Below are 25,908 nucleotides of genomic sequence, written 5' to 3' on the forward strand. Positions count from 1 at the left end.
ACCCTCCGGGCGAAGCAAAGGTCAATCGCGCGGGAAGACGCGGCCGTCGAACAGCTTGCGCGCGGTGCGCAGGGTGCCCGCACCGGTGACGGTGCCGGTCGCGTCCCGCTCGATCAGCACCTCGGCCGCCCCTGTCGGATGCTCGATCAGAAAGCGTCCGTCGGCGGGCACCGCGGCCAGCCGGGCGGCGGGCGTGCCCGGCAGGATGCAGGCCGTCGCCACGCTGACCGCCGCAAAGACGCCGATCGTCGCATGGACGCGGTGCGGGATCAGGCTACGGGTGTTGATCGCGCCGCCACGCGCCGGGGCCGAGACCAGCGTCATCTTGGGCACGGATTTCTCCGTCACGTCGCCAAGGTTCATCAGCGGCCCGGCCTTCAGCCGGATCGCCTCGATCCGCGCCTTGAGCGCGGCGTCGGCATCCAGAGCCTCGCGGCTTTCCTGTCCGGTGAGGCCAAGGTCCGTGGCGCGCAGGATCACGCAGGGCATGCCGTTGTCGATCAGGGTGCAATCGACGCCGTCGATCACATCCACCGCATTGCCGGAGGGCAGGAGCGCCCCGCACATCGACCCGGCGATGTTCTGGAACATCAGCGGCACCGGCGCCGCCGTGCCCGGCACGCCGTCGATCGCGGCGTCGCCGGAATAGCTGACCCGCCCGTCCGGCGTGCGGATCCGGGCAAGCGCGACCTCGCCGGTGTTCAGCATGTGGATGCGGACCGGGGTTTCCGCGCCCGCGACGGGAACCAGACCGCGCTCGATCGCGGCGGGGCCGACGCCGGCAAGGATGTTGCCGCAGCCCTGCGCGTCCGAGACCAGCGCCTGATCGACGAAGACCTGAAGGAACAGGTAATCGACATCCGCATCCGGGCGCGACGGCGGCGCCAGCACCGCGACCTTCGAGGTCAGCGGATCCGCCCCGCCGATCCCGTCGATCTGCCGCGGATCGGGCGAGCCCATGATCCGCAGCAGCAGCGCATCCCGTTCCGCCGGGTCGGCGGGCAGGTCGTCGCGCAGGAAATAGGCCCCCTTCGATGTGCCGCCGCGCATCCACAGGCAGGGAATGCCGTCGGCGACCGGATCAGACATATTTCAGCCCCTTTTCCGCCAGACGCGGCCGCATGTCGTAGATGTCGAGGCCAAGCTCCCCCGCCGCGAGGCGCCTGCGCTTGGCTTCCTCGGCATCGGTGCGCCGGCGCGCGGCGGCAAGGACGGTTTCCGCATCCGCGCTGCATACGACGCAGACGCCGTCGTCATCCGCGACGATCACGTCGCCCGGCTCGACCAGTTGCCCGGCGCAGACCACGGGGACGTTGACCGAGCCGGGGGTTTCCTTGACGGTGCCCTGCGCCGAGATCGCCTTCGACCAGACCGGGAAACCCATCTGCGTCAGGTCGCGCACGTCGCGCACACCGGCGTCGATGATCAGCCCGCGGCAGCCCCGCGCCATCGCCGAGGTCGCCAGCAGGTCGCCGAAATAGCCGTTGTCGCAGGGCGAGGTCGGCGCCAGCACGAGGATGTCGCCTTCCTGCAACTGCTCGATCGCGACATGCACCATCCAGTTGTCGCCCGGGGGCGCGCTGATCGTGACGGCGGAGCCCGCGATGCGGGCGCCCGGATAGATCGGTCGCATGTAGGACTGGAAGCAGCCGATCCGGCCCTGCGCCTCATGCACGGTGGCAACGCCCGCCTCGGCCAGACCGGCGATGACAGAGGCCTCCGCGCGCAGAATGTTCTGAACGACTTTCGCCATGGCTTATCCTTTCTTCACCGGCGGGGTGCCGTGGGTATGGAAGGTTTCGATGGTCTTGAGACCCCAGGCCTGACCTTTCCTGCGCTCGGTCTCGGTCCAGACGACGGGTTCCCAGTCGGGGGCGAGGATCAGCCGCGCACCGGAATTGGCCAGTTCGACCCGGTTGCCCGCCGGTTCCCAGACATAAAGGAAGAAGGTGCCCTGAATCGCGTGCTTGTGGGGGCCGGTCTCGATATGCACGCCGTTCTGCAGGAAGATGTCGGCGGCGCGCAGGATGTCTTCGCGCTGGTCGGTGGCATAGGTGACGTGGTGCAGCCGGCCGTTGCCGCCGCCGTGTTCCTCGGTGCAGGCGAGGTCGTAGGTCTTGTTGTTGACGGTGAACCAGCAGCCGCCGATGCGCCCGTTGTCGAGCTGGATCAGCTCCGTCACGCGCGACCCGAGGCAGGTTTCCATGAAGCGGCGGAATTCCGTCACGTCTCCGGACAGCAGGTTCAGGTGGTCGAGCCGGCGCGGCGCCGCCCCGGTGAAGGCCGATCCGGTGTTCTTCAGCGCGGCGCGTTCGGCATCGGTCTGCGCCTCGAACCAGCGGGTTTCCCAGTAGATCTCGAAGACATGGCCGAAGGGATCCTCGAAGCGGAAGGCGGGGCCGTGGCTGTCGTCGCCATCGTTCCAGCCGTGGACCTTGTATCCCGAGGCCTCGATCGCCACGACCCGGCGCGCCAGTGCCTCGGGCGAGGCGGCGCGATAGGCGATATGGCCGACGCCGGTGGTGTCCGATCGCGTCAGCTTCAGCGTGGCATATTCGTAATCGTCCCATGCCCGCAGGTAAGCGGAGTTTTCATCCTGACCGGACAGTTTCAGCCCGTAGACCCGGGTGAAGAAATCGAGGCTTTCCTCGAACCTGTCGGTGAACATCTCGACATGCGCCAGATGCGCAAGGTCGAAGGACGGATTGGTGGCGGTATTGGTCATGCGGTCTCCTCCCGATGACGGGCCGCGCGGGGCGGCCCTTGCAGATTCAGAGTTCGTCGACGGTGCGCGGGAAGACCGACTGGAAACCTTCGGCATATTTCGCCTTGCGCCCGCCGGACTGGCCGCCCGAGTTGCGCATGAAATGGTTGGCGCGGTTTTCGGCGACGCGGGTGTAGTAGTCCCACAGATGTTCCTGTCCCGCCATGCATTCGATGGCGGTGCGCTTCCGGTCCCAGACCGGGGTGATGTCGAGGAACGTGTCCGGCTTCCAGCCCATCTGCTCGGTCTGGTGCGGTTCGAACAGGTAGAGCTGCGGCGCGCCCAGTACCTTTTCGCCCGGGTTGTGGCCCCAGGCCTGCGCGATCATCCGGGTTTCAAGCGCCACCTGCGTCGCATACATGTGGTCGGTGTTGTAGGGGTCATACTGGCTGTGGCTCAGCATGAAGGCCGGCTGCACCTTGCGGATCACATCGACGAGGCGGAACTTGTCATCCTGCGTCAGATGCAGCGGGTAGTCGCCCAGATCGAATTCGATCAGGTCATGCACGCCAAGCGCCTTCGCCGCCTTTTCGGATTCCGCCCGGCGGGCGGCCTTGACCTTGTCGAGGGTCATGCCCGGCTCTTTCCAGAGCCTAGCGCTTTCGCCCCGTTCGCCGAAGGACAGGCAGACGACGGTGACGTCATAGCCCTTTTCGGCATGCAGGGCGATCGCCCCGCCGCAGCGCCAGACGAAATCGGCGGCATGGGCGGAAATGACCAGAGCGGTCTTGTTGGTGGACATCGCTTCTCCTCCGGATGTGTCGCGGGCAATGTCCTGCCGACGGCAGCGGAAGGCAAATTTGAAGCGCGGGAAAAGGGATAAGTTTTTGCTATGAAGCCTCTGCCGGGCAGGGGTGGGGCGGGCCTTCATCCGCAAGGAGACTGCCCGTGAGCGCCGCCACGACACCCGGATTCGGGCGGACCAGAATGGGTCGGCGACAGAACGGCCCCTGTCCGGGGCGTGCGTTCCGTCGGGGGTAATTCAAACTGCGACCGCCGCCATAAGCAATGGCTATGCCGCCTTGCCTCGCCGGGGATATGGGCTATCCCGGATCCGCTGGACCGGGAGAAAGCCCATGACACAGACCGATCATCTGCCCGCGCATCTTGCCTTTATCGGTTTCGGCGAGGCCGCAGAGGCCTTCGCGACCGGATGGGGCGCGGACATCGCCCCGCGCATCAGCGCATGGGACGTGAAACTGGCGGATCCCGAGGCCGCCGCGCTGCCCCGCGCCCGCGCCGCGCGGGCGGGCGTGAGGCTGGCGCCGGGCCGGGCCGAAGCCCTTGCGGGCACGGGGGCGGTGTTCTGTCTGGTGACCGCCGACCGCGCCACCGAGGCCGCGGAACAATCGGCCGCCGATCTGCCCGGGGGCGCCTTCTGGTTCGACGGCAACAGTTGCTCGCCCGGGGCAAAGCGCCGTTCGGCGGAGCTGATCGAGGGCGCGGGCGGGCGCTATGTCGATGTGGCGATCATGTCGCCCGTCTACCCGAAGATGCACAGGACCCCGCTGCTGATCGCCGGTCCCCATGCCGCCGCTGCGGCGCCGGTCCTCGCGGCGCTCGGGATGGAGGCGGCGATCGCGGGCGATGCGGTGGGCGCCGCCTCGGCGATCAAGATGGTCCGCTCGGTCATGGTCAAGGGGATGGAGGCGCTGACCGCGGAATGCCTGCTGGCGGCGCGGCGGGCGGGGGTGGAGGATCGGGTGCTGGCCTCGTTGCAGGCCTCGGCCCCGGGTCTTCGGTGGGAACAGCAGGTGGCCTACAATCTGGAACGGATGATGGTTCATGGCCGCCGCCGCGCCGCCGAAATGCGCGAGGTCGCGGCGACGCTGGCCGAACTCGGCCTGCCGAACGGGCTTGCGGCCGCGACGGCGGACTGGCAGCAGCGGATCGGCGACATGGACCTGCCGGCGGGCGAAGAGGGATTTGCCGCCCGCGCCGACGCGGTCCTGAAGCGGCTGTGATCAGCCCCGCCCCGGCACGGTGGCGTGGATCGCGTCGAGGAATTCGCGCTGCACCCGCGTCGGATCCCAGTCCCGGCGCGTGGTCAGCCCGATCGGGCGCGCGGATTGCGGCAGCTCGACCGGCAGGATGGCGAGCGTCTGCGCCTCGCCCGCCGGTTCCGCCTGCACGCGCGACAGGCTGCCCAGATGGTCGCTGCCGCACAGCAATTCGCGCATCATGATGACCGATGAGGTGACCACCACGCTTTTGGGCTGATGCGGCGCGAGGAAGGCGTCGATCTGTGCGCGGATCGGTGTCGGGTGGCGCGGCAGGACCCAGGGGTAGCCGACCAGCATCCCGGGGGTGATCCGCTGCTGTTGCAGAAGCGGATGCCCATGCCGGGCGACCAGAACGACATGATCGTCGAACAGCGCCTGCTGTTCGATATCCGCGATCGGAGCGGGCAGGCGCATCGCGCCGAGCATCATGTCGATCTCGCCCCGGCGCAGGCCGGTCAGCAGTTCGTCGTAGCGGCCGTCGATCACCTCGACCGGGAAGCTCGGCCGCCTTTCGCGGAACCGCAGGATCGCCTGCGGCAGCCAGCCCGACCGCGACAGCGGCAGCGCACCGACGACGATGCGGCCGACCTCGCGGCCGTTCAGCGCGGCAAGGTCCGATCCCGCCTGATCCAGTTCGGCCAGCGCCAGACGCGCGGCCTGCGCCAGTTGCTGCGCCGCGCGCGTCGCGATCAGCCCATGCGCCGTGCGCTGGAAGAAGGCCACCCCCGCCGAGCGTTCGAGCGTGGTGGTCGAGCGATGCACCGTCGGCTGCGCCAGCCCCAGCCGATGCGCCGCGAGGGTGAAATTCTCCAGTTCCACCACCGCGATCAGCGAGGTCAGCTGCGCCCATGTCGCCTGCACCCGGATTTCCCGCGCCATGTCGGCCATCGCCGCATCCAGCAGAGTCAGCGCCCGTGACGTCCGGTGGGCGAGGATCGTCCCCGCCTCGGTCAGGAACAGACCCTGAGGGTTCCGGTGGAACAGTGCCTGCCCGGCCTCCTGCGCGAGTTTCACCATCGCTTGCGTGACCGCGGGTTGCGAGACGTGGCAGATCTCGGCCGCGCGGGTGACCGAGTTCGACTGGGTCAGCGCCCGCAGCATCCTGAGATGACGAATACTGGGCTGCACTCCGATCCTCCTCTGTTCAATAGTATAAACTTATGCGCGGGGCGCTGCCACGGGTTTGTTTCGGTCCCGCCGGGCCGAAGGATCGACACCACACCGTTGCCGCGGGCAGGGGGGGCGGATAATTCGCGCGTTGCCGGCAACGGAGTTTCTTTCCGGCGCCGTCGCAGGTTTTGGGATGTGCCCGGAATGGGAACCGCACCGGAATTCGCACAGGGGGCGGGCTTGCCCCGGATGAAGGAAGGCTGCAAGACGCCGAAGGGCGGGGGGTATGCGGGCGCCCGGATGGCGGGCCGCGGGGGCTGCGCGACGCATCGCAAAGGGGCGGGGTGATCCGTCCCGCATCCCGATCGGAATCGGTATAGCAGCAACTTATGCGCAGGCCGTCACTTCGAATGACCTTCTGCGCGCGGCCCATGCGATACGTTGAACATCTCTCGCGCCGGTGTCCGTCTGGTCGGACCCATCGCGACAGCACGACCGGGGAGTGGTCGGGGACTTTCGAGGAGGGGGAATGATAACGCTTTTGTTTGACGGGCTGGCGTATGGGATGCTTCTGTTCATCCTGTCATGCGGGCTCGCGGTGACGCTGGGTCTGATGAATTTCATCAATCTCGCGCATGGCGCCTTTGCCATGGCGGGAGGGTACGCCACCGTCATCCTGACCAATCGGCTGGGCATGCCCTTTCTGCTGACGCTGCCGGTGGCCTTCGTCATCGCGGCGGCGGTCGGCTGGGTGCTGGAGCGCACGCTCTATATCCGGATGTATGAGAAAAGCCCGCTCGATCAGGTGCTGTTCTCGATCGGGCTTGTCTTCATGGCGGTCTCGGGGGTCGATTATCTCATGGGCTCGCAGCAGCAGATCCTGCATCTGCCGGATTTCCTGCGCGGCCGGGTGGAGGTGTTCGGCGTCGGCATCGGCATCTATCGCACCTTCCTGATCGTGGTCTGCGGCGTGCTTGCGCTGGCCTTGCAGCTGGCCGTCACGCGCACCCGCTTTGGCAGCCGCCTGCGCGCCGCCGTCGATGACCGGCGCGTCGCGCGCGGTGTCGGCATTCCGGTCAAGACCGTCTTCGCCGTGACTTTCGCGGTGGGCTCGGGTCTTGCCGGGCTCGGCGGCGCGCTCGGGGCCGAGATCCTCGGCCTCGATCCAAGCTTCCCGCTGAAGTTCATGGTCTATTTCCTGATCGTCGTCTCGGTCGGCGGGACGTCCAGCATGGCCGGGCCTCTCTATGCCTCGATCCTGCTCGGCGTGGCCGACGTGCTCGGCAAATATTATGTGCCCGAGCTGGGCGGTTTCGTGATCTATGCCGTCCTCGTGGTGGTGCTGGTCGTGCGCCCGCAGGGCCTGTTCGCGAGGGCCTCGTGATGGCGAAGACGGATATGACGCCTAATGGCGCGAAGGTCGTGAAGATCATGCGCCGTCCGGTGCGCTGGTCGCTGGCCGAAATCGCCTTCTGGCTGCTGGCGGTGGCCTCGGTCTTCCTGCTGCCGGGGCAGCACCTGATCCTGACCGAGATCGCGGGGCTGGCGATCCTTGCGCTGTCGCTTGACCTGATCCTTGGCTATGCGGGGGTGGTCTCGCTCGGGCAGGCGGCGATGTATGGCGTCGGCGCCTATGCGGCGGGGCTTTACGCGATCCATGTGACGGGCGAACCGCTGAGCGGCCTTCTGGTCGGCGCGGCGGCGGGCGCGGTCATCGCCTTCGCGACGAGCTTCCTTCTGCTGCGCGGCGCGGACCTGACCCGGCTGATGGTGACGCTTGGCGTTGCGGCGGTGCTGTTCGAGGTGGCGAACAAGGCCGCCTGGCTGACCGGTGGCGCGGACGGGTTGCAGGGCATCTGGATCGACCCGATCCTCGGGCTGTTCGACTTCGACCTCGAGGGCCATACCGGCTATGTCTACAGCCTGACCGTGCTGTTCGTGCTGTTCGTGATCGCGCGGCTGGTGGTCAATTCGCCCTTTGGCTATTCGCTCAAGGCGGTGCGGGACAATCCGCTGCGCGCCTCGGCGGTGGGGGTGCCGGTGAATGCGCGGCTGGTGGCGGTCTATACGCTGTCGGGCGCCTATGCGGGCATCGCGGGGGCGCTGTTCACGCAGACGCAGCAGTTCATCTCGCTCGATGTGCTGTCGTTCCAGAAATCGGCGGACGGGCTGATGGTGCTGACGATCGGCGGGCCGGGCTATCTGTATGGCGGCATGATCGGCGCGCTGGCCTACAAGCTGATCCAGGATGCGCTGTCGGGCTTCACCCCGCAATACTGGCAGTTCTGGGTGGGCTTGCTCCTCGTGATCTTCGTGCTGGTCGGGCGCGACCGTCCGCGTCAGTTCGTCATCGACGTCATGGCGCGGCTGCGCGGCGGGAAAGGGGGTGCGCAATGACCACCGTGCTGGAAACCCGCAATCTCCGAAAGGATTTCGGCGCGCTCAAGGCGACGCAGGATGTCAGCTTCCGTCTGGAAGCCGGGGCGCGGCATGCGCTGATCGGGCCGAACGGGGCGGGCAAGACCACCTTCATCAACCTGCTGACCGGGGTGCTGAAACCGACGAGCGGCGAGATATTCCTGAACGGCGATGACATCACATCGGTCCGCCGCGACAGGCGCGTGGCGCGCGGGCTTGTCCGGACCTTTCAGATCAACCAGCTTTTCGGCAAGCTGAACGTGGCGGAAAGCATCGGGCTCGTGATCAGCGAAAGGCGCGGCCACGGGCGCGACTGGTGGCGCTTCGCGGGCAAGCTGCCGGGCATCGCCGATGAAATCGCGCAGCTTGCGACGGATTTCGGTCTGGACAGCGTGCTCGACCAGCCCTGCGCGGGCCTGCCCTATGGCAAGCAGCGCCTGCTGGAAATCGCGCTGGCGATCGCGGCGAAGCCGAAGGTGCTGCTGATGGACGAACCCGCCGCCGGCGTGCCCGAGGCCGACCGGCACGAGGTGCTCGACCGGATCTCGGCGTTGCCGTCCGACGTGTCGATCCTGCTGATCGAGCATGACATGGATCTGGTGTTCAATTTCGCCAGCCGGATCTCGGTTCTGGTAGGGGGCGCGCTGTTCGCCGAAGGCACGACCGCGGAGATCGCCAACGATCCCCGCGTCCGGGAAGTCTATCTGGGAGGCGGCGATGAGTGAGATCCTGACGATCGAAAACCTCTCGGCGGGCTATGGGCGGGCGATCGCGCTGAACGGTGTATCGCTGAAGGTCGCGCAGGGCGAGGCGATGGCGCTGCTCGGGCGCAACGGGGTCGGCAAAACCACGACGCTGAATTCCGTCATGGGGCTGACGCGGCACATGGGCGGGCGGGTGCTGCTGGAGGGGCGCGACGTGACCCGGTTGACACCCGAGGCGCGGGCCTGGGCGGGCATCGGCTGGGTTCCGCAGGAACGCGGCATCTTCCGGTCGCTGACGGTCGAGGAGAACATCACCTGCGTCGCGACGCCGGGCCGCTGGACGCTGGACGCGGTCTACGGAATGTTCCCGCGCCTGCGCGAGCGGCGGGGGAATTTCGGCAACCAGCTTTCGGGCGGGGAACAGCAGATGCTGTCCATCGCCCGCGCGCTGGTGCTGAACCCGAAGATCCTGCTGCTGGACGAACCGACCGAGGGCCTTGCCCCGATCATCGTCGAGGAACTGCTCGGCGCCATCCGCCGCATCGTCCGCGACGAGGGCATGGCCGCGATCATCGTCGAGCAGCACGCCCGCAAGATTCTGAAGATCACCGACACGGCCGTCATCCTCGACCGGGGGACGGTGGTCTGGTCGGGGACGAGCCCGGCGCTGATGGCGGATGCCGAGGCGCTGGCGACCCATCTCGGGGTCGGCCACCACCGCGTGGCGGGCTGACCATTCACCATGCGCAGGGAGGAAAACGCATGATTATTCGCAGAACGATACTGGCGGCGGGTCTGGCCGTCGCGGCGCTGGCGGGGACGACCGCGCTGGCTTCGGCGCAGGAGGTGGTCAGGGTCGGCATCGTGCTGCCGATGACCGGCGCCTTCCAGTCCAATGGCCGGCAGATGCAGGCGGCGATCCGGACCTATGTGGCGGTCCACGGCGATATGGCGGGCGGCAGGAAGATCGAGCTGATCATCCGCGATGATGCCAGCACGGCGGAACAGGCGCTGCGCGTCTCGCAGGAACTGGTGACGAAGGACAAGGCGGCAATCCTGGCGGGCTTCGGCAATACGCCGGCGGCGCTGTCGGCGGCCAAGATCTCGGCGCGGGGCAAGATCCCGCAGATCATCATGGTCGCGGCCACGGCCTCGATCGTCGATGCCTCGCCCTATGTGCTGCGCACCTCCTGGACCACGCCGCAGATGGCCGCCGTGATCGGCCAATGGGCGCCGGAAGAGGGGGATGCGAAGACCTTCATCAGCATCGTATCGGATTATGGACCGGGCAACGATGCGGATGCGGCCTTCACCAAATCGCTCGAGGCGCATGGCGGACAGGTCATCGATCATCTCAAGGTGCCGCTTGCCAACCCGGATTTCGCGCCGTTCCTGCAGCATGTGGTCGAGAAGAAGCCCGATGCGCTGTTCGTCTTCGTGCCCACGGGCGCGGGGGCCGCGTTCATGAAGCAGTTCGTGGAACGCGGTCTCGACAAATCGGGGATCAAGGTCGTCGCCATGGCGGATGTGACCGATGACGACATCCTGAACAGCATGGGCGATCCGGCGGTTGGGGTGATTTCGGGCGGGCCCTATTCGGCAAGCCATGATTCGCCGCAGAACGCGGCCTTTGTCGCGGCGTTCGAAAAGGAAAACAACGGGATGCGGCCGAACATGGTGGCGGTGAGCGCGTGGGACGCGATCGACCTGATCTACAAGACGCTGGACAAGACCGGCGGGGATGCCTCGGGCGATGTGTTCGTGGCGGCGGCGAAGGGGGCGGAACTCGACAGTCCGCGTGGCCCGGTGTCGATCGATCCGGACACGCGCGACATCGTGCAGAACATCTACATGCGCGAGGTGAAGCGTGTGGAGGGGGAACTCTACAATGTCGAGTTCAGGACCTATGAGGCTGTGAAGGACCCGACGCACTGAGGCACGGGATCGCCGGCTGTTTCCGCGTGGCTCACCCGTGGCCGATCCGCCGTCCGGCCGTTCATGTTCCCGGAGCGGGGCGCTCCGGCCCCCCGGAGATCTGATATCGGGGGGCCGGGCCTGCCGCCTATCAGGCGTGCGCGTGCCCGCAGAGGCAGCCGGTCTGTTCCGGTGCCTTGCGCTCGATCGGCAGGGGGGAGAGATCGCCCCGGCGCAGCGCCTTCGCCGCCGCGACGAGGTTTCTCAGCGCGGCCTCGGTTTCCGGCCAGCCGCGGGTTTTCAGCCCGCAATCCGGGTTCACCCAGAGCCGCTCGGCGGGAATGACGCTGGCCGCCTTGCGCAGAAGGCCGGTCATCTCACCCTCGGACGGCACGCGGGGGGAATGGATGTCCCAGATGCCGGGGCCGATCGCGTTCGGATATTCGAAATCGCCGAACACCCTGAGCAGCTCCATATCGGAACGCGAGGTTTCGATGGAGATCACATCCGCATCCATCGCCGCGATGGCGGGCATGATGTCGTTGAACTCGGAATAGCACATGTGGGTGTGGATCTGGGTGTCGTCGCGGACCGGGCTTGCGGACAGCCGGAAGGCCTCCACCGCCCATGTCAGATAGGCGTCCCATTCGGCCCGGCGCAGGGGCAGCCCCTCGCGGATCGCGGGCTCGTCGATCTGGATCGCCCTGATCCCGGCGGCTTCGAGATCGGCCACCTCGTCGCGGATCGCCAGCGCGATCTGCCGGCAGGTTTCCGAACGCGGCTGGTCATCGCGGACGAAGGACCATTGCAGGATGGTGACGGGGCCGGTCAGCATCCCCTTCATCGGCCTGTCGGTCAGGGACTGGGCGAAAGCGGACCATGCCACGGTCATCGGCTTCGGGCGCGAGACATCGCCAAAGATCAGCGGCGGCTTCACGCAGCGCGAGCCATAGCTCTGCACCCAGCCGAGCCGGGTGAAGGCGTAGCCGGCAAGCTGCTCGCCGAAATATTCCACCATGTCGTTGCGCTCGAATTCGCCATGCACCAGCATGTCGAGGCCAAGCGCCTCCTGCCTCCGGATGCAGGCTTCGGTCTCGCGCTTGAGGAAGGCGTCGTAGCCGGCGTCCGACAGCGTGCCCTTGCGGTGGTCGGCGCGGGCGCGGCGCACCTCGGCGGTCTGCGGGAAGGAGCCGATGGTGGTCGTCGGAAAGGCGGGCAGGTTCAGCCGGGCGGCCTGCGCCGTGCGGCGGGTGGCATAGGGGGACTTGCGGGTGAAATCCGCCGCCGTCACGGCCGCGCTGCGGGCCTTGACCTTCGGGTCGTGGATGCGTTCCGACACCCTGCGCGAGGCCACGGCGGCGGCATTTTCCGCCAGTTCCGCCAGAACATCCGCGCCGTTCAGGGCGCGGGTCAGGGTGACCACCTCGTCGAGCTTCTGTGTGGCGAAGGACAGCCAGCTTTTCAACTCGCCGTCCAGTTCCGTTTCCCCCGCCAGATCGACGGGCACATGCAGAAGCGAACAGGACGGCGCGATCTGGATGCGGTCGGCGCCATGACCCCCGGCGGCGGCCTGCGCGAGGTCCAGCGCCTTCGCCAGATCGGCGCGCCAGAAATTGCGCCCGTCGATCAGGCCGAGCGACAGCACCTTGTCCGTGCCCGCCGCCAGAACCTGCGCCGCCTGACCCGGCGCGCGGACCAGATCCAGATGCAGCCCGGCCGTCGGCAGCGACAGCGCGAGGTCAAGGTTGTCGTCCAGCGCGCCGAAATAGCTGGCCAGCATGATCTTTGGCCCGATGCCCGCCAGTTCCGCACAGGCGGTGCGCAACGCATCGCGCTGGGCTCTGGACAGGTCGGTCACCAGAATCGGCTCGTCGATCTGCACCCAGTCGGCCCCCGCATCGCGCAGGCGCCGCAGCACCTCCGCATAGATCGGCAGGATCGCGGGCAACAGCGCCAGCGGATCGACACCCGCATCCTTTGCCTTGCCAAGGCTGAGCCATGTCACCGGGCCAAGCAGCACGGGGCGGGTCTGGATGCCAAGCGCCTTCGCCTCAAGGAATTCCTCGACCGGCTTCAGCGCGCCAAGCCGGAACGCCTGACCGTCGGTGAATTCGGGCACGATGTAATGGTAGTTCGTGTCGAACCACTTGGTCATCTCCATCGCCGGGGCGTCCTTGGTCCCGCGCGCCATGGCGAAATACTGATCCGGCGTCACGGTCCCGCGCAGCGACCCGAAACGCTCCGGCACGGCGCCCAGCATGGCCGTGGTGTCCAGCACCTGATCGTAGAAGGAAAAGTCGTTCGACGGGATCGAGGCGATCCCCGCATCGCGCTGGATCCGCCAGTGCCGGGCGCGCAGCCGGGCGCCCTCGGCCGCCAGATCCCGTTCCGACAGGTTGCCCTTCCAATAGGCCTCGACAGCGGTTTTCAATTCGCGCCGCGCGCCGATGCGCGGGAAACCAAGATTTGCGGCAATCGCCATGATGTCCTCCGGGAATTATGTGTCCCCGGAAGGTTACTGGCTGCGATCCATGATTATAAATGGTATGTTCTCATGAACCAATGAACAGGGATCATCCATGCTTGATCGCCAGCACCTTTCCATCCTGCGCGAGATCGACCGGCTCGGCTCGCTCACCTCGGCGGCGGAGCGGCTGAACCTCACCCAGTCCGCCCTTTCGCATACGATGCGCAAGTTCGAGGAACGCCATGGCGTGAAGATCTGGCAGAAGGAGGGGCGCGGCCTGCGGTTCACTCAGGCGGGCGAATATCTGCTGGCGCTGGCGCAGCGGGTGCTGCCGCAGATCGACCATGCCGAGCGGGTGCTGGCGGAATTCGCCCAAGGGCATCGCGGTGCGCTGCGCGCCGGCATGGAATGCCACCCCTGCCAGCACTGGCTGATGCGCGTCGTCGCGCCCTATCTGGGGGCTTGGCCGGACGTGGACCTCGATCTGCGCACGGCCTTTCGTTTTGGCGGCATCGGCGCGTTGCTGGGTCATGAGATCGACCTGCTCATCACCCCCGATCCGCTGGATCTGCCGGGCATCCATTACACCCGCGTCCTTGACTATGAACTGGTGCTGGCGGTGCCGGTGGATCATCCTCTGGGCGATGTCGTGCGGCCGCAGGACCTGACCGGCGAGACGCTGATCACCTATCCGGTCACGCCCGAAAGGCTGGATGTCTTCACCCGCTTTCTGGTGCCCGCCCATTGCCTGCCAAAACGCCACCGCACGGTGGAAACGACCGAGATGATGCTGCAACTCGTCGCCGCCGGGCGGGGGATCAGTGCGATGCCCGACTGGATCCTGCGCGAAGAGGGCGCGGGCCTGCCGATCCGGGCCGTCCGGCTGGGCGAGGGAATCGACAAGGGGCTTCATATCGGCGTGCGCCGGGGCGAGGAGACGATCGACTATATCGCGGGATTTCTGGCGCTGGCGCAGGCGACCGGCGCCCGGGGGGCGCAGGCGTAACGGGAAGACCGCGCCATCGGATGATCCGCGGAGCGGCGGGGCATGTCCGCACCGCCGGGGACATCCGCCGTCAGCGCCGCGCCGGAGAACGGTCTGGCCCGCCAGCTTACTCGGTCGTCACCCCCTATTCCTCGGCGGGAAAGGTGAACAGCCCGGGGTGATTGAACAGGCTGCCGGTGATGGCGGCGTAAAGGATCGTCTTGCCGTCGATGCTCTCGGGTCCGCCGCCGATGTTGAGCCAGATCAGCTCTTCCTCCGGGCTGTTGTCCGTCGTCTCGAAATGCAGGCCATACATCGCATCCTTGTCGAAAAGCACCGCAAGCTGATGGTTGCCGCAGTCGTGCTTCTTGCAGGCCAGCAGCACCTCATAGGGCTGGCCATTCAGGGTGACGGCCACGGCCTCGGATTCCGTGGCGCCTTGCACCCAGTCGGGCTTTGCGCTGTTGCCGAACATGGCGTCGAACCGCTCGGTCCAGGACGAATCCCGCAGGTAGGTGCTGAGCGTCACTGGATCCGCTTTGACGGCGGCGCCCGCCGCAATCAGGATCAGCAATGCGGCCGCCGGGGCAGTGATTTTCATGATGACCTCCTTGTCCTTCCGTCGACAATAAGCGGGACGACGCCCGGAGGCCAGAATGACCGAGGATCTCGGGGCAGCAAAGACCCCGGCTCGCAGGGATTTCCACATATCGGGGCCGGCCGCTGCCGGGGCGTTCGGCCCGTTGTGCGCGCCGGGCGGCCGGTTGCCGCCCGGCAGCGCGCGGGATCACTCGGTGACCTCTCCGATCTGCCAGACATAGACCGGCTCGGTCCCGTTCACGGTGTTGTCGCCAAGGATCCTTTCCTTGTAGATCAGCGGGTTGTGGCTTGCGGCCGTGCGGGCGTTGCGCCAGTGCCGGTCGAGCGCCAGCCCCGTATCCGAGGCCGAGGCACCAAGCGCGTTGAACAGATCGCCGGTCGCCCGCAGCGCCAGGTCCGCGGCCGAGACCTGCGCCGCGGCCGAGGCGAGTTCGGCCTCGATATTGGCCCGATCGTCGGCCTCCCTGTCGGCGCCCTGCGAGGTTTCGTAGGCGCGCTGCGCAGCCCGCGCGGCCTCAAGCGTCGCGGCCCGGGCGGCGAAGGCGAAGGCGCGGGCGCGGCCCACCACCTGCAGCACCTGCGGATCGTGCCGCACCGCCGTGCCCGACCCGTGCGAGAAGCCGCGCTTGCGCCGCGCCACCTGCGCCGAAACATCGCGCACCGCCGCCGCCGCGGCCCCCGACAGCACCGCGTCGAGCACGAGCTGATAGAACGCGGTCTGATAGCGGAAGCGGGTCTCGAAGGGGACGATGCCCTCCGGCTCGACCCTTGCCCCCGAATAGACCGTCGTGCCGGTGCCGGTCAGCCGCTGGCCGAAGCCGGTCCAGTCGTCGCGCCGCTCGATGCCCGGCTGGTCCGCCTTCACGATGGCGATCACCGGCGCGCCGGTATCGGCGCGGGTGGCATAGGTGTCGATCCAGTCGGCGAAGATCGTGCCGGTCGAATAATATTTCTCGCCGTCGATGCGGAAGCCGTCGCCGTCCGGGGTGACCTTGGTGTTCGTGTCGCCGATCTTCACCGCGCCCACCTCGGTCCAGCCGTTGCCGGCCGTCTCGCCGGCGCCAAAGCGTTTCAGCCAGATCTCGCCCTCGGCGCGGGGCGCGACGAGCCGGTCCTCGACCAGCGCGAAATGGCCGCGCAGCGCCTGCGCGATATTGGTGTCGGCTTCGGCAAGGTCGATCAGCAGGTCGAAGACCTGCACGAGTGAGGCGCCCGAACCGCCGTATTCCACCGGCACCCGCAGCGCGGTGAAGCCCGACTCCTTCAACCAGCCGATCTCTTCAAAGGGCAGGATGCGTTCGCGTTCGCGCCGCAGCGCGCCCTCGGCGATGCGCTCGAGGATCGGGCGGAAGCGGGCCTTGAGCTCCGCCGTGTCGGGAACCTCGCTCCAGTGGTCGTGGACGGTCATGGCAATACTCCTGATGCACCCGGGGAGGCCGCCGGGCGGTGGATGGTCTGGTGTTCGGGCGATCCCGGTGCCGGGGTCGAATGGCGGCAGTCTAGCCGCGCGGGCTGCCCCGGAACGATGGGGCGGGCTGCCCTATTCGGGGTGTTCCGGGGGACAGGACGATCATTCCACCCGTCCGGAGGAGAAGGATTTTCGCACCCCCGTTCTGCCTGCCGCGACCATGGCTCGAATCACGCCGGAGGCATGGCCAGGCCGTCCGGCCGGGTTTTCTGTCGGGCGCGGCGAAAGGGAAACTTCCTTCTCCCGCCGCCGCGATCTTTGGAATGGAGCGGGACGGGGCCCGGCGCCTATACCGGTAACACGACAGGTTTCACCGTCCTTCATGGGAGCCGGCTCCAGATGACCCGCCGCCGTCCCGATACCTCCCCGATCGCGGCGGCGAGGGCTGCCGCGATGCCGGTCCGATGCCCGCGGGCACCGCGCCAACCAACAAGGAACAGTCATGACTTCGCCGAAGAAACGCATCATCCTCAATGCCTTCGACATGACCTGTGTCGGCCATCAGGCCGCGGGCACCTGGCGTCATCCGTCATCGCAGGCCTCGCGCTACAATGACCTCGAATACTGGACCAACCTTGCGATCGAGCTGGAACGCGGGGCCTTCGACGCGCTGTTCATCGCCGATGTGGTGGGGGTCTACGACGTTTACCGCGGCTCGGCCGAGGCCGCGCTGCACGACGCCGCGCAGGTGCCGGTCAACGATCCTTTCGGCGCGATCTCGGCGATGGCGGCGGTGACGAAGAACGTGGGCTTCGGCATCACCGCCGCCGTGACCTTCGAGCATCCCTATCTGCTGGCGCGCAGGCTTTCGACGCTCGACCATCTGACCAAGGGGCGGGTGGCGTGGAACGTGGTGTCCTCCTATCTCGATTCCGCCGCGCGCAATATCGGGCTCGACCGGCAGATCGCCCACGACGCGCGCTACGATCTGGCCGAGGAATACATGGAGGTGACCTACAAGCTCTGGGAAGGGTCGTGGGAAGAGGGCTCGGTCCTGCGCGACAGGGAAAAGGGGATCTTCACCGATGCCGCCAAGGTCCATCCGATCCGCCACGAGGGCGAATATTTCAAGGTTCCCGGCTTCCATCTGTGCGAGCCTTCGCCGCAGCGGACGCCGGTGATCTTTCAGGCCGGGGCCTCGTCGCGCGGGCGCGCCTTCGCCGCGCGGCACGCCGAGGCGATGTTCATCCTCGCCACCAGCCCCGAGACGGCGAAGGTGCTGACCGATCAGATCCGTGCCGAGGTCCATGCCGCGGGGCGCGAACCCGATGCGCTGAAGATGTTCACCCTGCTCACCGTCATCACCGGCCCGACCGACGCGGCGGCGCAGCGCAAGTATGAGGAATACCTCTCCTACGCCTCGGCCGAGGGGGCGCTGGCGCTTTACGGCGGCTGGACCGGGCTCGATTTTTCCTCGCTCGATCCGGATACGCCGCTGACGGCGGTGGAAAACGACGCGCTGCGCACGACGCTGGAATCCCTCGCGGCGGATGGCGAGGCCTGGACGGTGCGCGACGTGATCCGCAAGCGTTCGATCGGCGGGCTGGGGCCGGTGCTGGTCGGCGGGCCGCAGACCGTGGCCGATGCGCTCGAACGCTGGGTCGATGAGGGCGGCGTGGACGGGTTCAACCTCGCCTATGCGGTCACCCCGGCCTCGACCACCGATTTCATCGATTTCGTCGTGCCGGAATTGCGCAAGCGCGGCCGGGCGCAAAGCGGTTATGCCCCGGGCACGCTGCGCGAAAAGCTGTTGGGCGACAAGGGGGGCAAGGTGCGTGACAGCCATCCGGCGGCCGAATGGCGCCGCCACTACATCGGCCGCGAAAGCATCGCCGATGCCAGCCACGGCACCCCCTTCGACGCGCCGGTGAACGAAAGCCTCGACGCGGCGGAGTGATCTTTGCCCAAATCCTCAGGGGTCCCTTTCCGGCGACGGCACCGATCTCGCCCGAACCTCAATGGACACGTCGCAAAGCGTGGATGCCGCCGAAGCCGAGGCTGATATGGTCGCGCGGGCAGGAGCCGGGGGCGGGGAGGGACCTGTTTGCGGACGGGGATGGCGCGGTATCGGCGGGCCATGACTTCGTCGCTATGGGGATTGCGTGGTATCGGCGGGCCATGACTCCGCCGCTACCGGGCGCCGCGTGCGGGGGGCTCATTCCAGATGGCGTCGGGCGGTCGCGATGATGCTTTTCGTCAGGGGCGCGAGCTCTCTGGCCGCCAGCCGGTTCACCTGCCAGTAGAGGGCGCGGTCGAGGCAGGCGCCCGGAACCAGTTCGACCAGCCTTCCGGCGCTCAGATGGTCCCGGACGAGCGGGGCGGGGTTCAGCGCCCATCCCATTCCCGCCAGACTGGCCGCGACGAAGCCCTGGGTCGAGGGCAGCCAGTGGGTGGGATGATCGACCGTTCCGCCCAGAACCTGCCGTATCCAGTCCTGCTGGAGCGTGTCCTTGTGGTTGAAGGTGATCGCCGGGGCCTGCGACATCGCTTCGCGCGTCACGCCGTGGGGGAAATGACGCGCGACGAAATCGGGGCTGGCCGTCGCATGGTAGCGCAGCCTGCCCAAGGCCTTGGTCTGGCACCCCTGAACCGGGGTCGGCAAGGTGGTGACGGCCGCCAGAACCCGCCCGCGCCGCAGCCAGTCCGCGGTATGATCCTCATCATCGAGGGCCACGTTCAGCAGATAGCCGGTGTTCCGGGCAAATTCCGAAATCGCCGGCAGGAACCATGTGCCGAGGCTGTCGGCATTGGTGGCGATGTTCAGGGTGACGCGCTGTGGGGATGCGGTATCCGCGAGACCCGGCAGATGCTCCATCAGCCCCTTTTCAAGCATTCCCACATGCTCGACATGGCGGCAGAGCCAGGCGCCCTTTTCGGTGGCGGTGCAGGGCGTGCCCCTTTCGATCAGCACGGTGCCAAGGCGTTCCTCCAGCAGTTTCACCCGCTGGGAAACGGCGGAAGGCGTGATGTTCAGCGCCCGCGCGGCCTTTTCGAAGCTGCCGGTCTGCACGATCATGGCGACGGCGCGCGCGGCGGGATAATCGATCATCCGGATCAGTTTCTCTTAGTCTGGGTTAATCTATTTAATTTTCCTAACTAAACCATCTCCTCTAAAGCAGGCAAGAGCGGCGGCAGAAGGCGTTTTCCTGCGATGAATTTTCCGATCTTCCTGACAGGGCTGACCATGGGGCTGAGCCTGATCGTCGCCATCGGCGCCCAGAACGCCTTCGTGCTGCGTCAGGGCCTGAAGGGGGAACATGTGCTGGCCGTCTGCCTTGCCTGCGCGCTGTCCGATGCCGTGCTGATCGCAGTGGGTGTCACCGGCTTCGGCAGGATCATGGCGGTGGTGCCATGGCTCGATCCGGTCATGCGCTATGGCGGTGCGGCCTTCCTGTTCTGGTATGGGGCCAAAAGCCTGCGCTCGGCGTTAAGATCCGCCGGGGCGTTGGGCGCGGCGGAACAGGGCGGGGCGGGCGGCCTGTCCCGGGTGCTGATGACCTGCCTTGCGCTGACCTGGCTGAACCCGCATGTCTATCTGGATACCGTGGTGCTGCTGGGCACGATCTCCACCCGGTTCCCGGGGGCGGAGCCCGCCTTCGCACTGGGCGCGGTCTCGGGATCGTTCCTGTTCTTTTTCACACTGGGTTACGGGGCGGTCTGGCTGCGCCCGCTGTTCGCGAACCCCCGGGCCTGGCGGATGCTGGAGGCGGTCATCGCGTTGATCATGTGGGCGATCGCGCTGAAATTTCTGATCGGGGGCTGAGGCGGATCGGCCGCGGCGATATGCGCGCGCGGATCACGTATCGGCGGCACCTGCTGCCGGATAGGGCAGCGGCACGGTGAACATCCTTGCGGAACAGCATATCGCCTGCCCCCGGGGGATAAGCGCGCTGAACGCCCTGTCGCTCACGGCCAGTCCGCCGGTATAGGCGCCGAAGGCCGGCAGGATCAGATGCTCCCGCCCCAGAACGAAGCAGCGCCAGCTCCGCCCGGCAAGCCGCACGACGGGATGCAGATGTCCCGAAATATCCGGACCCTCGCCGGCGATATGCCGCAGCGCGATGCCCTCATGCAGGTCGGGCACGCTCCGCCCCGGCAAGTCGGGACCGGGGGCAAGGCGATCGTGGTTGCCCGCGATCCAGATCCAGTCCCGCCCCCGCGCCAGCTGCCAGAGCTTGCCCCGCGCTTCCCCGTCGATCGTTTCGGCGGCGAGATCGTCGTCGAATCCGTCACCCAGCGAAACCACCCGCCCGGGATCCAGCGCCGCGATCTCGGCCCCCAGCCGGTCGAGCGTGTCGGCGACATCCCAGGGCGGCAGCAGCGGCCCGCCGCGGCGGGCATAACGCCCGGAGCGTCCCAGATGCAGGTCGGAAACGATCAGCGTCCGGCGATCCGGCCACCACAGCGCGCCCGAGGGGCGGGCGACGAAACCGGCCCCGGCGAGGCGCAGGGCCAGACCGGCAGATGGGTCAACGGTCGTCATGCGTCAGATCGTCCAGTCCCGCGCTTGCCATCAGCTCCCGCGCCATGCGTTCCGCCAGCATTTCCTGTCCCGCTCCGCCAAGCCTGACGCGCCCCATCTCCAGCAGCAGCGGCGCGGCCAGCGGCGAGACGCGGTCCAGCCGGTGCAGCTCGACATGGGGATTGCGGGCCAGCATGTCATCTATCCGCTCGAAATCGATGAAGCCATGCCGGGCCTCGTCCCGCGTGGCGCGCAGAAGGATGTGGTCGGGGTCGTGGCGGCGCAAGGTGTCATGGATGATGTCGCTGGAAAACGTCGCCTGCCGCCCGCTCTGCCGGTGCCCCGGCACGTTGCGCTGGATCAGCCCGGCGATGGTCGCCACCGCGCGGAAGCTGCGCTTCATCAGCGACGTGTCCGCGAACCAGTTTTCCAGCCCCTGTTCCAGCGCCGGGCGGCGCAGCAGCGGCGCCACATCCCCGACCGGGTTCAGCGAGGTGATCAGCAGGGCATGATCCGTCGCAAGGAAGCCAAGCGGCGCCAGACCCGCCGCCTCCATCTGCCGGGTCACCAGCAGACCCAGCGTCTGATGCGCGTTGCGGCCGGCGAAGCCGTAGATCACCAGATGCCAGCGGTCGTTGCGCGGGAAGGTTTCGCAGACCAGCGTGCCGGGACGGGGCAGGGCGCTGACGCGGGCCTGCAGGTCGAGCCAGGCGCGGATGTCGCCGGGCAGCTCGCGATGGCGGGCGGGATCGGCGATGATCGCCAGCATCCGGGCCGAAAGCTCGGTCGAGGTGGCGAATTTCAGCCCGGAAAAGACCGCGATCTTCGGCTCGCGCCCGGGCTGGGGCGTGACCTCCATCACCAGATCGCGGATGCGGTCGTAGCGCAGGACCTGTCCGCCCAGCAGGAAGGTGTCGCCGGGGGCGAGGGTGGCGGCGAAGCTTTCCTCGACCTCTCCCAACGCCGCGCCGCCCCGGCCACGGCGGCGGACCTTGAGCTTTTCGGCCTCGACGATGGTGCCGATGTTCATGCGCAGGTTGCGCGCGGCCCGGGGGTCGCGCAACTGCCAGCGCCCGTCGCGCAGCATCAGCCTTTGCCAGCGGTCATAGGCGCGCAGGGCATAGCCGCCGGTCGCCGCGAAATCGAGGCAGGCGTCGAAATCCGCCCGAGAAAGGCCCGCGTAGGGGCCGGCGGTGCGGACCTCGGCATACAGCGCATCGGCCTCGAACGGGCCGGCGCAGGCGGTCAGCAGGATGTGCTGGATCAGCACGTCGAGCGGGCCGGGGCCGCGCGGTTCGCCGTCCAGCTCGCCCGCCCGGGCGGCCTCGAGCGCGGCGACGCATTCGATCACCTCGAAGCGGTTGGCCGCCACGATCCGCGCCCGCGACGGCGCGTTGTAGCGGTGATTGGCGCGGCCGATCCGCTGCACCAGCCGCTTGATGTTGCGCGGCGCGCCGACCTGAATGACCAGATCCACATCGCCCCAGTCGATCCCCAGATCGAGGCTGCCGGTCGCCACCACCGCGCGCAGCGTGCCCGCGGCCATCGCCGCCTCGACCCGCTGGCGCGCCTCGCGCGCGAGCGCGCCGTGATGCAGGCCGATGGGCAGGCCCCGGTCGTTCGCCAGCCACAGCGCCTGAAAGAACAGCTCGGCCTGCGCGCGGGTGTTGAGAAAGATGATCGTCGTCCGCGCTTCCGCCACGGCGTCGAGCACGTCCTGCACCGCGTAGCGTCCGCCGCCGCCCGACCATGGCGGCGGGGTCCGGGTCGGCAGCAGGGCGATGTCGGGCGTCGGGCCCGGATCGGCCTCGATCACCCGCGCGGCGCCCATGAACCGGGCCAGCGCCTGCGGATCCTCGACCGTGGCCGAAAGCCCCGTGGCGACCAGCCCCGGCGCAAGGCCGCGCAACCGCGCAAGGCCGAGCATCAGCTGATCGCCGCGCTTCGATTCCGCCAGCGCGTGCAATTCGTCCAGAACCACGCGCCTGAGGCCCGCGAACAGTTTCGGCGCCTCCGGCCAGGACAGCATCAGGGCGAGCGATTCCGGCGTCGTCAGCAGAATTTCCGGCGGATCGGCGCGCTGTCTCTGGCGCACGCCGGCGGGGGTGTCGCCGGTGCGGTCGCCCACCCGCACCGCAAGCCCGATGCCCTCGATCGGCCGCGCGAGGTTGCGCGCGACATCCGCCGTCAGCGCCTTCAGCGGCGAGACGTAAAGCGTATGCAGACCTTTCCGCCCGGTCTGGTGGAGATCGACCAGCGACGGCAGGAATCCCGCCAGCGTCTTGCCGCCCCCGGTCGGTGCGATCAGCAGCGTATCCTCCCGCGCCGCCAGCAGCGCCAGCTGATGCGGATGCGGGTCCCAGCCGTTGCGGGCGAACCAGTCGGCGAAGGCGGGGGGCAGCGCGGTCACAGCATCGCCTTCAGGGTTTCCAGATGGTCGGCCTCGGCCGCGGGCTTGTCCCAGCGGATGCGCGATATGCGCGGGAACCGCATCGCGATGCCCGAGCGGTGGCGGCCGGAACGGTTCAGCCCCTCGAACGCCACCTCGACCACCAGCAGCGGTGCGACCTGCCGCACGGGGCCGAAACGTTGAACGGTATTCTTGCGCACGAAACGGTCCAACTCGCGCAGTTCCTCGTCGGTGAAGCCGAAATAGGCCTTGCCGACCGGGACCAGATCCGCCCCGTCCCACAGGCCGAAGGTGAAATCGCTGTAAAAGCCCGAGCGTTTGCCATGCCCGCTCTGGGCATAGAGAAGCACCGCGTCGATCACCATCGGATCGCGCTTCCACTTGAACCAGGGGCCACGGGGGCGGCCGGCGATATAGGGCGTGTCGCGGCGCTTGAGCATCACCCCCTCGATCACCGGCGCAGGCGGCGCGGCGCGCAGGCGGGTGATGTCCTCCCATGCCGCGAAAGGCAGGATCGGCGACAGGTCGATGCGCTCGCGGGGAAAGCGCGCGGCCTCGAGCCGCGCGCGGCGTTCGGTCAGGGGCAGGGGGCGGAGATCTGCGCCCTCCCATGTCAGGATGTCGTAGAGCCGCAGGGTCGCCGGATGGCTTTGCAGCAGGACCCGGCCGATGGTCTTGCGCCCGAGTCGCCGTTGCAGATCGGCGAAAGGCGCAACCTCGGTCCCGCGCCGGATCAGCAGTTCGCCATCCACCGCGCCCTCGAAATCCATCGCCTCGATGATATCCGGGAAGGCGGCGCCGATCTCTTCCCCGGTGCGGGAATAGAGCCGCCGCAGCCCGCCCTCGGCCACCGCCTGCACGCGGATGCCGTCCCATTTCCATTCGGCGAGGTAATCGGCGGGGTTCAGGGGGGCAAGCTCGGCGGGCGTGACCGGGGTCGACAGCATCACCGGCCGGAACGGCGCGGCCGAGGCGGGTTCAGGGCGGGCGCCGCCCGAAAGCCAGGCGAAAAGCGGCAGGTAGGGCGGCTCCAGCCCGTGCCAGATCTCTTCTATCTCCTCGACGCCGCGGGGGCCGGTCTGCGCCAGCGCGATGCGGGCCAGCCGCGCCGAAACGCCGACGCGCAGGTTTCCGGTGGCAAGCTTGAGGAAAGCCAGCCGCTCGGGCGGGGTCAGGCGGTCGAGCATCGCGGCGATCGCGGCGGGCAGCGCCAGCTTGCCGGTTTCACGCAGGATGCCGACCGCCTGCGACAGGGAAACCTCGGGACCGGGCGCGGGGACGGCGGGCCAGATCAGCGCGATGGTTTCCGCCAGATCGCCGACGAAATCGTAGGACAGCGCGAACAGCCGTTCGTCCACCCGCTCCCCCGCCAGCCGCCGCAACAGCGAGGGCGAGACCTGCCGCAGATCCAGCGTGCCGGTCAGCGCGGCCAGCGCCCAGCCCCGGTCGGGATCGGGCGTGGCCTCCAGATAATGCGACAGGATCGTCAGCTTGGCGTTCCGGCCCGCGGTGAAGGCCAGCCGTTCCAGAAGGCGCGCGAAGGCTTTCATTCCGGCTCGTCCTCATATCCGACCAGACGCAGCGGGCGGGCGGGGAGGCCTTGCAGTTCGCACCAGCGCATCAGCCCGTCCTCGGTGCCGTGGGTGATCCAGACCTCCTGCGGGGCGAGGTCTTGCAGCGTCGCGGTGAGCTGCGGCCAGTCGACGTGGTCGCTGATGACCAGCGGCAGCTCGATCCCCCTCTGGCGCGCCCGCGCCCGCACCGTCATCCAGCCCGAGGCGTAGCACAGCACCGGATCGCGGAACCGCTGCACCCAGGGCGAGGCAAAGGCCGAGGGCGGGGCGAGGATCAGCCGCGCCTCCTCGGGGTCCGTCGCGGGCACCAGCGGGCCAAGGTCGATGCCCTGTTCGACATGATAGTCGCACAGCCGTTTCAGCGCGCCGTGGATGGCGATGGGCGCGTCATGCCCGGCCGCGCGGGCCAGCGCGATCACCCGTTGCGCCTTGCCAAGCGCATAGGCCCCGACCAGATGCGGCCGGTCGGGAAATTCCGCCATGCTGGCGATCAGCCGTTCGGTTTCGGCCAGCGGATCGGGATGGCGAAAGATCGGCAGGCCGAAGGTCGCCTCGGTGATGAAGATATCGCAGGCGACCGGCTCCCACGGCAGGCAGGTGGGGTTCGGCGTGCGGCAGTAATCGCCGGAAATCAGGACGCGCGGGCCGTTGTCCGGCGCGATCAGGATCTGCGCCGATCCGAGGACATGGCCCGCGGGATGGAAGCTGACCGTCACATCGCCGATCCGCAGGGGGCCGTCGGCGATCTGGCGGCGGGAGGTGAAATCCTCGCCGTAGCGGATCGCCATGATGTCGAGCGTCTGGCGCGTGGCCAGCACCGCGCCATGGCCGGGGCGGGCATGGTCGGCATGGCCGTGCGTGATCAGCGCGCGTGGAACCGGGCGGAGCGGGTCGATGTGAAAACCGCCGGGCGGGCAGTAAAGCCCCGCCTCGGTCGGGCAGACGATCTCTTCCGGCCGGATCATGCGAAAGCCCGCCGGTTGCGGCGCCGTCTCTTGCCGATAGCGGATCTGTCGGGGGTGCGCGCCA

Annotated in this window: 22 protein-coding genes; 9 read left to right on the forward strand and 13 right to left on the reverse strand. The window is 68.0% G+C overall.

The window, feature by feature from the left end; translation table 11 throughout:
• Positions 1 to 21: 21 nt before the first annotated feature.
• The 4 genes from D2T30_RS00950 to D2T30_RS00965 are packed head-to-tail and all read right to left on the reverse strand — an operon-like array spanning position 22 to position 3,506.
• Positions 22 to 1,089 (reverse strand): 4-oxalomesaconate tautomerase, encoded by a 1,068-nt coding sequence (locus tag D2T30_RS00950; protein ID WP_128207263.1) that lies wholly within the window; start codon positions 1,087 to 1,089, stop codon positions 22 to 24.
• Complete coding sequence (locus tag D2T30_RS00955; RefSeq protein WP_128207264.1) at positions 1,082 to 1,753, reverse strand: 4-carboxy-4-hydroxy-2-oxoadipate aldolase/oxaloacetate decarboxylase; 672 nt, start codon at positions 1,751 to 1,753, stop codon at positions 1,082 to 1,084. Before D2T30_RS00955 ends, D2T30_RS00950 begins: the two co-directional genes overlap by 8 nt.
• A 3-nt stretch (positions 1,754 to 1,756) precedes the next feature.
• A complete protein-coding gene (locus D2T30_RS00960) occupies positions 1,757 to 2,725 on the reverse strand; it encodes a VOC family protein (RefSeq protein ID WP_128207265.1) in 969 nt (322 codons plus the stop codon).
• A 46-nt stretch (positions 2,726 to 2,771) separates the two neighbouring features.
• Entirely contained in the window at positions 2,772 to 3,506 is a 735-nt protein-coding gene (locus D2T30_RS00965) for a PIG-L deacetylase family protein (protein WP_128207266.1), read from the reverse strand.
• A 334-nt stretch (positions 3,507 to 3,840) separates the two neighbouring features.
• Between D2T30_RS00965 and D2T30_RS00970 the strand changes: the two genes are divergently transcribed.
• Positions 3,841 to 4,728, forward strand: coding sequence for a DUF1932 domain-containing protein (locus tag D2T30_RS00970; protein WP_128207267.1), 888 nt, complete (start codon positions 3,841 to 3,843; stop codon positions 4,726 to 4,728).
• Here D2T30_RS00970 and D2T30_RS00975 read toward each other — a convergent pair whose 3' ends face one another.
• A complete protein-coding gene (locus D2T30_RS00975) occupies positions 4,729 to 5,895 on the reverse strand; it encodes a LysR family transcriptional regulator (protein WP_206612839.1) in 1,167 nt (388 codons plus the stop codon).
• A 511-nt stretch (positions 5,896 to 6,406) separates the two neighbouring features.
• Here D2T30_RS00975 and D2T30_RS00980 point away from each other — a divergent pair.
• Genes D2T30_RS00980 through D2T30_RS01000 form a run of 5 tightly spaced genes read left to right on the forward strand, consistent with a single transcriptional unit; the run spans position 6,407 to position 10,934 of the window.
• Positions 6,407 to 7,261 (forward strand): branched-chain amino acid ABC transporter permease, encoded by an 855-nt coding sequence (locus D2T30_RS00980; RefSeq protein ID WP_128207268.1) that lies wholly within the window; start codon positions 6,407 to 6,409, stop codon positions 7,259 to 7,261.
• A complete protein-coding gene (locus D2T30_RS00985) occupies positions 7,261 to 8,274 on the forward strand; it encodes a branched-chain amino acid ABC transporter permease (RefSeq protein WP_128207269.1) in 1,014 nt (337 codons plus the stop codon). Before D2T30_RS00980 ends, D2T30_RS00985 begins: the two co-directional genes overlap by 1 nt.
• Positions 8,271 to 9,020, forward strand: a complete 750-nt coding sequence (locus tag D2T30_RS00990) for an ABC transporter ATP-binding protein (protein WP_128184037.1) — start codon at positions 8,271 to 8,273, stop codon at positions 9,018 to 9,020. The genes D2T30_RS00985 and D2T30_RS00990 overlap by 4 nt, the downstream gene beginning before the upstream one ends.
• Positions 9,013 to 9,732, forward strand: a complete 720-nt coding sequence (locus tag D2T30_RS00995; RefSeq protein ID WP_128207270.1) for an ABC transporter ATP-binding protein — start codon at positions 9,013 to 9,015, stop codon at positions 9,730 to 9,732. Before D2T30_RS00990 ends, D2T30_RS00995 begins: the two co-directional genes overlap by 8 nt.
• 29 nt (positions 9,733 to 9,761) lie before the next feature.
• A complete protein-coding gene (locus D2T30_RS01000) occupies positions 9,762 to 10,934 on the forward strand; it encodes an ABC transporter substrate-binding protein (protein ID WP_128207271.1) in 1,173 nt (390 codons plus the stop codon).
• A 130-nt stretch (positions 10,935 to 11,064) separates the two neighbouring features.
• On the opposite strand, the gene metE is transcribed toward D2T30_RS01000, so the two are convergent.
• Positions 11,065 to 13,395: a 5-methyltetrahydropteroyltriglutamate--homocysteine S-methyltransferase gene (metE, locus tag D2T30_RS01005; protein WP_128207272.1), complete on the reverse strand. Its 2,331-nt coding sequence runs from the start codon at positions 13,393 to 13,395 to the stop codon at positions 11,065 to 11,067.
• A gap of 97 nt (positions 13,396 to 13,492) precedes the next feature.
• Between metE and D2T30_RS01010 the strand changes: the two genes are divergently transcribed.
• Positions 13,493 to 14,386 carry a LysR family transcriptional regulator gene (locus D2T30_RS01010; protein WP_128207273.1) on the forward strand — a complete coding sequence of 298 codons (894 nt, stop codon included), beginning with the start codon at positions 13,493 to 13,495 and terminating at the stop codon, positions 14,384 to 14,386.
• 124 nt (positions 14,387 to 14,510) lie between these two features.
• On the opposite strand, the gene D2T30_RS01015 is transcribed toward D2T30_RS01010, so the two are convergent.
• Together D2T30_RS01015 and D2T30_RS01020 are read right to left on the reverse strand one after the other, a co-directional pair.
• Positions 14,511 to 14,966 carry an Ivy family c-type lysozyme inhibitor gene (locus tag D2T30_RS01015; RefSeq protein ID WP_164884172.1) on the reverse strand — a complete coding sequence of 152 codons (456 nt, stop codon included), beginning with the start codon at positions 14,964 to 14,966 and terminating at the stop codon, positions 14,511 to 14,513.
• A gap of 186 nt (positions 14,967 to 15,152) precedes the next feature.
• Positions 15,153 to 16,373, reverse strand: a complete 1,221-nt coding sequence (locus tag D2T30_RS01020) for an acyl-CoA dehydrogenase family protein (RefSeq protein WP_128207275.1) — start codon at positions 16,371 to 16,373, stop codon at positions 15,153 to 15,155.
• 502 nt (positions 16,374 to 16,875) lie between these two features.
• Here D2T30_RS01020 and D2T30_RS01025 point away from each other — a divergent pair.
• Entirely contained in the window at positions 16,876 to 18,330 is a 1,455-nt protein-coding gene (locus D2T30_RS01025; protein WP_128207276.1) for an LLM class flavin-dependent oxidoreductase, read from the forward strand.
• 258 nt (positions 18,331 to 18,588) lie between these two features.
• On the opposite strand, the gene D2T30_RS01030 is transcribed toward D2T30_RS01025, so the two are convergent.
• On the reverse strand, positions 18,589 to 19,482 hold the full coding sequence (locus D2T30_RS01030; RefSeq protein ID WP_128207277.1) for a LysR family transcriptional regulator ArgP: 894 nt from the start codon (positions 19,480 to 19,482) through the stop codon (positions 18,589 to 18,591).
• Positions 19,483 to 19,584: 102 nt separating this feature from the next.
• Here D2T30_RS01030 and D2T30_RS01035 point away from each other — a divergent pair, with 102 nt between their 5' ends.
• Positions 19,585 to 20,196 (forward strand): LysE/ArgO family amino acid transporter, encoded by a 612-nt coding sequence (locus D2T30_RS01035; RefSeq protein ID WP_128207278.1) that lies wholly within the window; start codon positions 19,585 to 19,587, stop codon positions 20,194 to 20,196.
• Positions 20,197 to 20,229: 33 nt separating this feature from the next.
• Here D2T30_RS01035 and pdeM read toward each other — a convergent pair whose 3' ends face one another.
• Genes pdeM through D2T30_RS01055 form a run of 4 tightly spaced genes read right to left on the reverse strand, consistent with a single transcriptional unit; the run spans position 20,230 to position 25,844 of the window.
• A complete protein-coding gene (pdeM, locus tag D2T30_RS01040; RefSeq protein ID WP_128207279.1) occupies positions 20,230 to 20,916 on the reverse strand; it encodes a ligase-associated DNA damage response endonuclease PdeM in 687 nt (228 codons plus the stop codon).
• Positions 20,903 to 23,305: a ligase-associated DNA damage response DEXH box helicase gene (locus D2T30_RS01045; RefSeq protein ID WP_128207280.1), complete on the reverse strand. Its 2,403-nt coding sequence runs from the start codon at positions 23,303 to 23,305 to the stop codon at positions 20,903 to 20,905. The genes pdeM and D2T30_RS01045 overlap by 14 nt, the downstream gene beginning before the upstream one ends.
• Positions 23,302 to 24,855, reverse strand: a complete 1,554-nt coding sequence (locus D2T30_RS01050; protein WP_128207281.1) for a cisplatin damage response ATP-dependent DNA ligase — start codon at positions 24,853 to 24,855, stop codon at positions 23,302 to 23,304. Before D2T30_RS01050 ends, D2T30_RS01045 begins: the two co-directional genes overlap by 4 nt.
• Entirely contained in the window at positions 24,852 to 25,844 is a 993-nt protein-coding gene (locus D2T30_RS01055; protein WP_380730008.1) for a ligase-associated DNA damage response exonuclease, read from the reverse strand. Before D2T30_RS01055 ends, D2T30_RS01050 begins: the two co-directional genes overlap by 4 nt.
• Positions 25,845 to 25,908: the final 64 nt, after the last annotated feature.

It is taken from the genome of Paenirhodobacter populi, from assembly GCF_004022215.1.
In the GTDB taxonomy this organism is placed as follows: domain Bacteria; phylum Pseudomonadota; class Alphaproteobacteria; order Rhodobacterales; family Rhodobacteraceae; genus Rhodobacter; species Rhodobacter populi.

Bases quoted from the DNA above. Each gene is read 5' to 3' on its own strand.
- D2T30_RS00990 (WP_128184037.1), top strand. From the start codon at position 8,271: ATGACCACCGTGCTGGAAACCCGCAATCTCCGAAAGGATTTCGGCGCG.
- D2T30_RS00995 (WP_128207270.1), top strand. From the start codon at position 9,013: ATGAGTGAGATCCTGACGATCGAAAACCTCTCGGCGGGCTATGGGCGG.
- metE (WP_128207272.1), bottom strand. From the start codon at position 13,395: ATGGCGATTGCCGCAAATCTTGGTTTCCCGCGCATCGGCGCGCGGCGC.
- D2T30_RS01055 (WP_380730008.1), bottom strand. From the start codon at position 25,844: ATGATCCGGCCGGAAGAGATCGTCTGCCCGACCGAGGCGGGGCTTTAC.
- D2T30_RS01050 (WP_128207281.1), bottom strand. From the start codon at position 24,855: ATGAAAGCCTTCGCGCGCCTTCTGGAACGGCTGGCCTTCACCGCGGGC.
- D2T30_RS01010 (WP_128207273.1), top strand. From the start codon at position 13,493: ATGCTTGATCGCCAGCACCTTTCCATCCTGCGCGAGATCGACCGGCTC.
- D2T30_RS00950 (WP_128207263.1), bottom strand. From the start codon at position 1,089: ATGTCTGATCCGGTCGCCGACGGCATTCCCTGCCTGTGGATGCGCGGC.
- D2T30_RS01025 (WP_128207276.1), top strand. From the start codon at position 16,876: ATGACTTCGCCGAAGAAACGCATCATCCTCAATGCCTTCGACATGACC.
- D2T30_RS00980 (WP_128207268.1), top strand. From the start codon at position 6,407: ATGATAACGCTTTTGTTTGACGGGCTGGCGTATGGGATGCTTCTGTTC.
- D2T30_RS01015 (WP_164884172.1), bottom strand. From the start codon at position 14,966: ATGAAAATCACTGCCCCGGCGGCCGCATTGCTGATCCTGATTGCGGCG.
- D2T30_RS01030 (WP_128207277.1), bottom strand. From the start codon at position 19,482: ATGATCGATTATCCCGCCGCGCGCGCCGTCGCCATGATCGTGCAGACC.
- D2T30_RS00965 (WP_128207266.1), bottom strand. From the start codon at position 3,506: ATGTCCACCAACAAGACCGCTCTGGTCATTTCCGCCCATGCCGCCGAT.
- D2T30_RS00985 (WP_128207269.1), top strand. From the start codon at position 7,261: ATGGCGAAGACGGATATGACGCCTAATGGCGCGAAGGTCGTGAAGATC.
- D2T30_RS00955 (WP_128207264.1), bottom strand. From the start codon at position 1,753: ATGGCGAAAGTCGTTCAGAACATTCTGCGCGCGGAGGCCTCTGTCATC.
- pdeM (WP_128207279.1), bottom strand. From the start codon at position 20,916: ATGACGACCGTTGACCCATCTGCCGGTCTGGCCCTGCGCCTCGCCGGG.
- D2T30_RS00970 (WP_128207267.1), top strand. From the start codon at position 3,841: ATGACACAGACCGATCATCTGCCCGCGCATCTTGCCTTTATCGGTTTC.
- D2T30_RS00960 (WP_128207265.1), bottom strand. From the start codon at position 2,725: ATGACCAATACCGCCACCAATCCGTCCTTCGACCTTGCGCATCTGGCG.
- D2T30_RS01035 (WP_128207278.1), top strand. From the start codon at position 19,585: ATGAATTTTCCGATCTTCCTGACAGGGCTGACCATGGGGCTGAGCCTG.
- D2T30_RS01000 (WP_128207271.1), top strand. From the start codon at position 9,762: ATGATTATTCGCAGAACGATACTGGCGGCGGGTCTGGCCGTCGCGGCG.
- D2T30_RS01020 (WP_128207275.1), bottom strand. From the start codon at position 16,373: ATGACCGTCCACGACCACTGGAGCGAGGTTCCCGACACGGCGGAGCTC.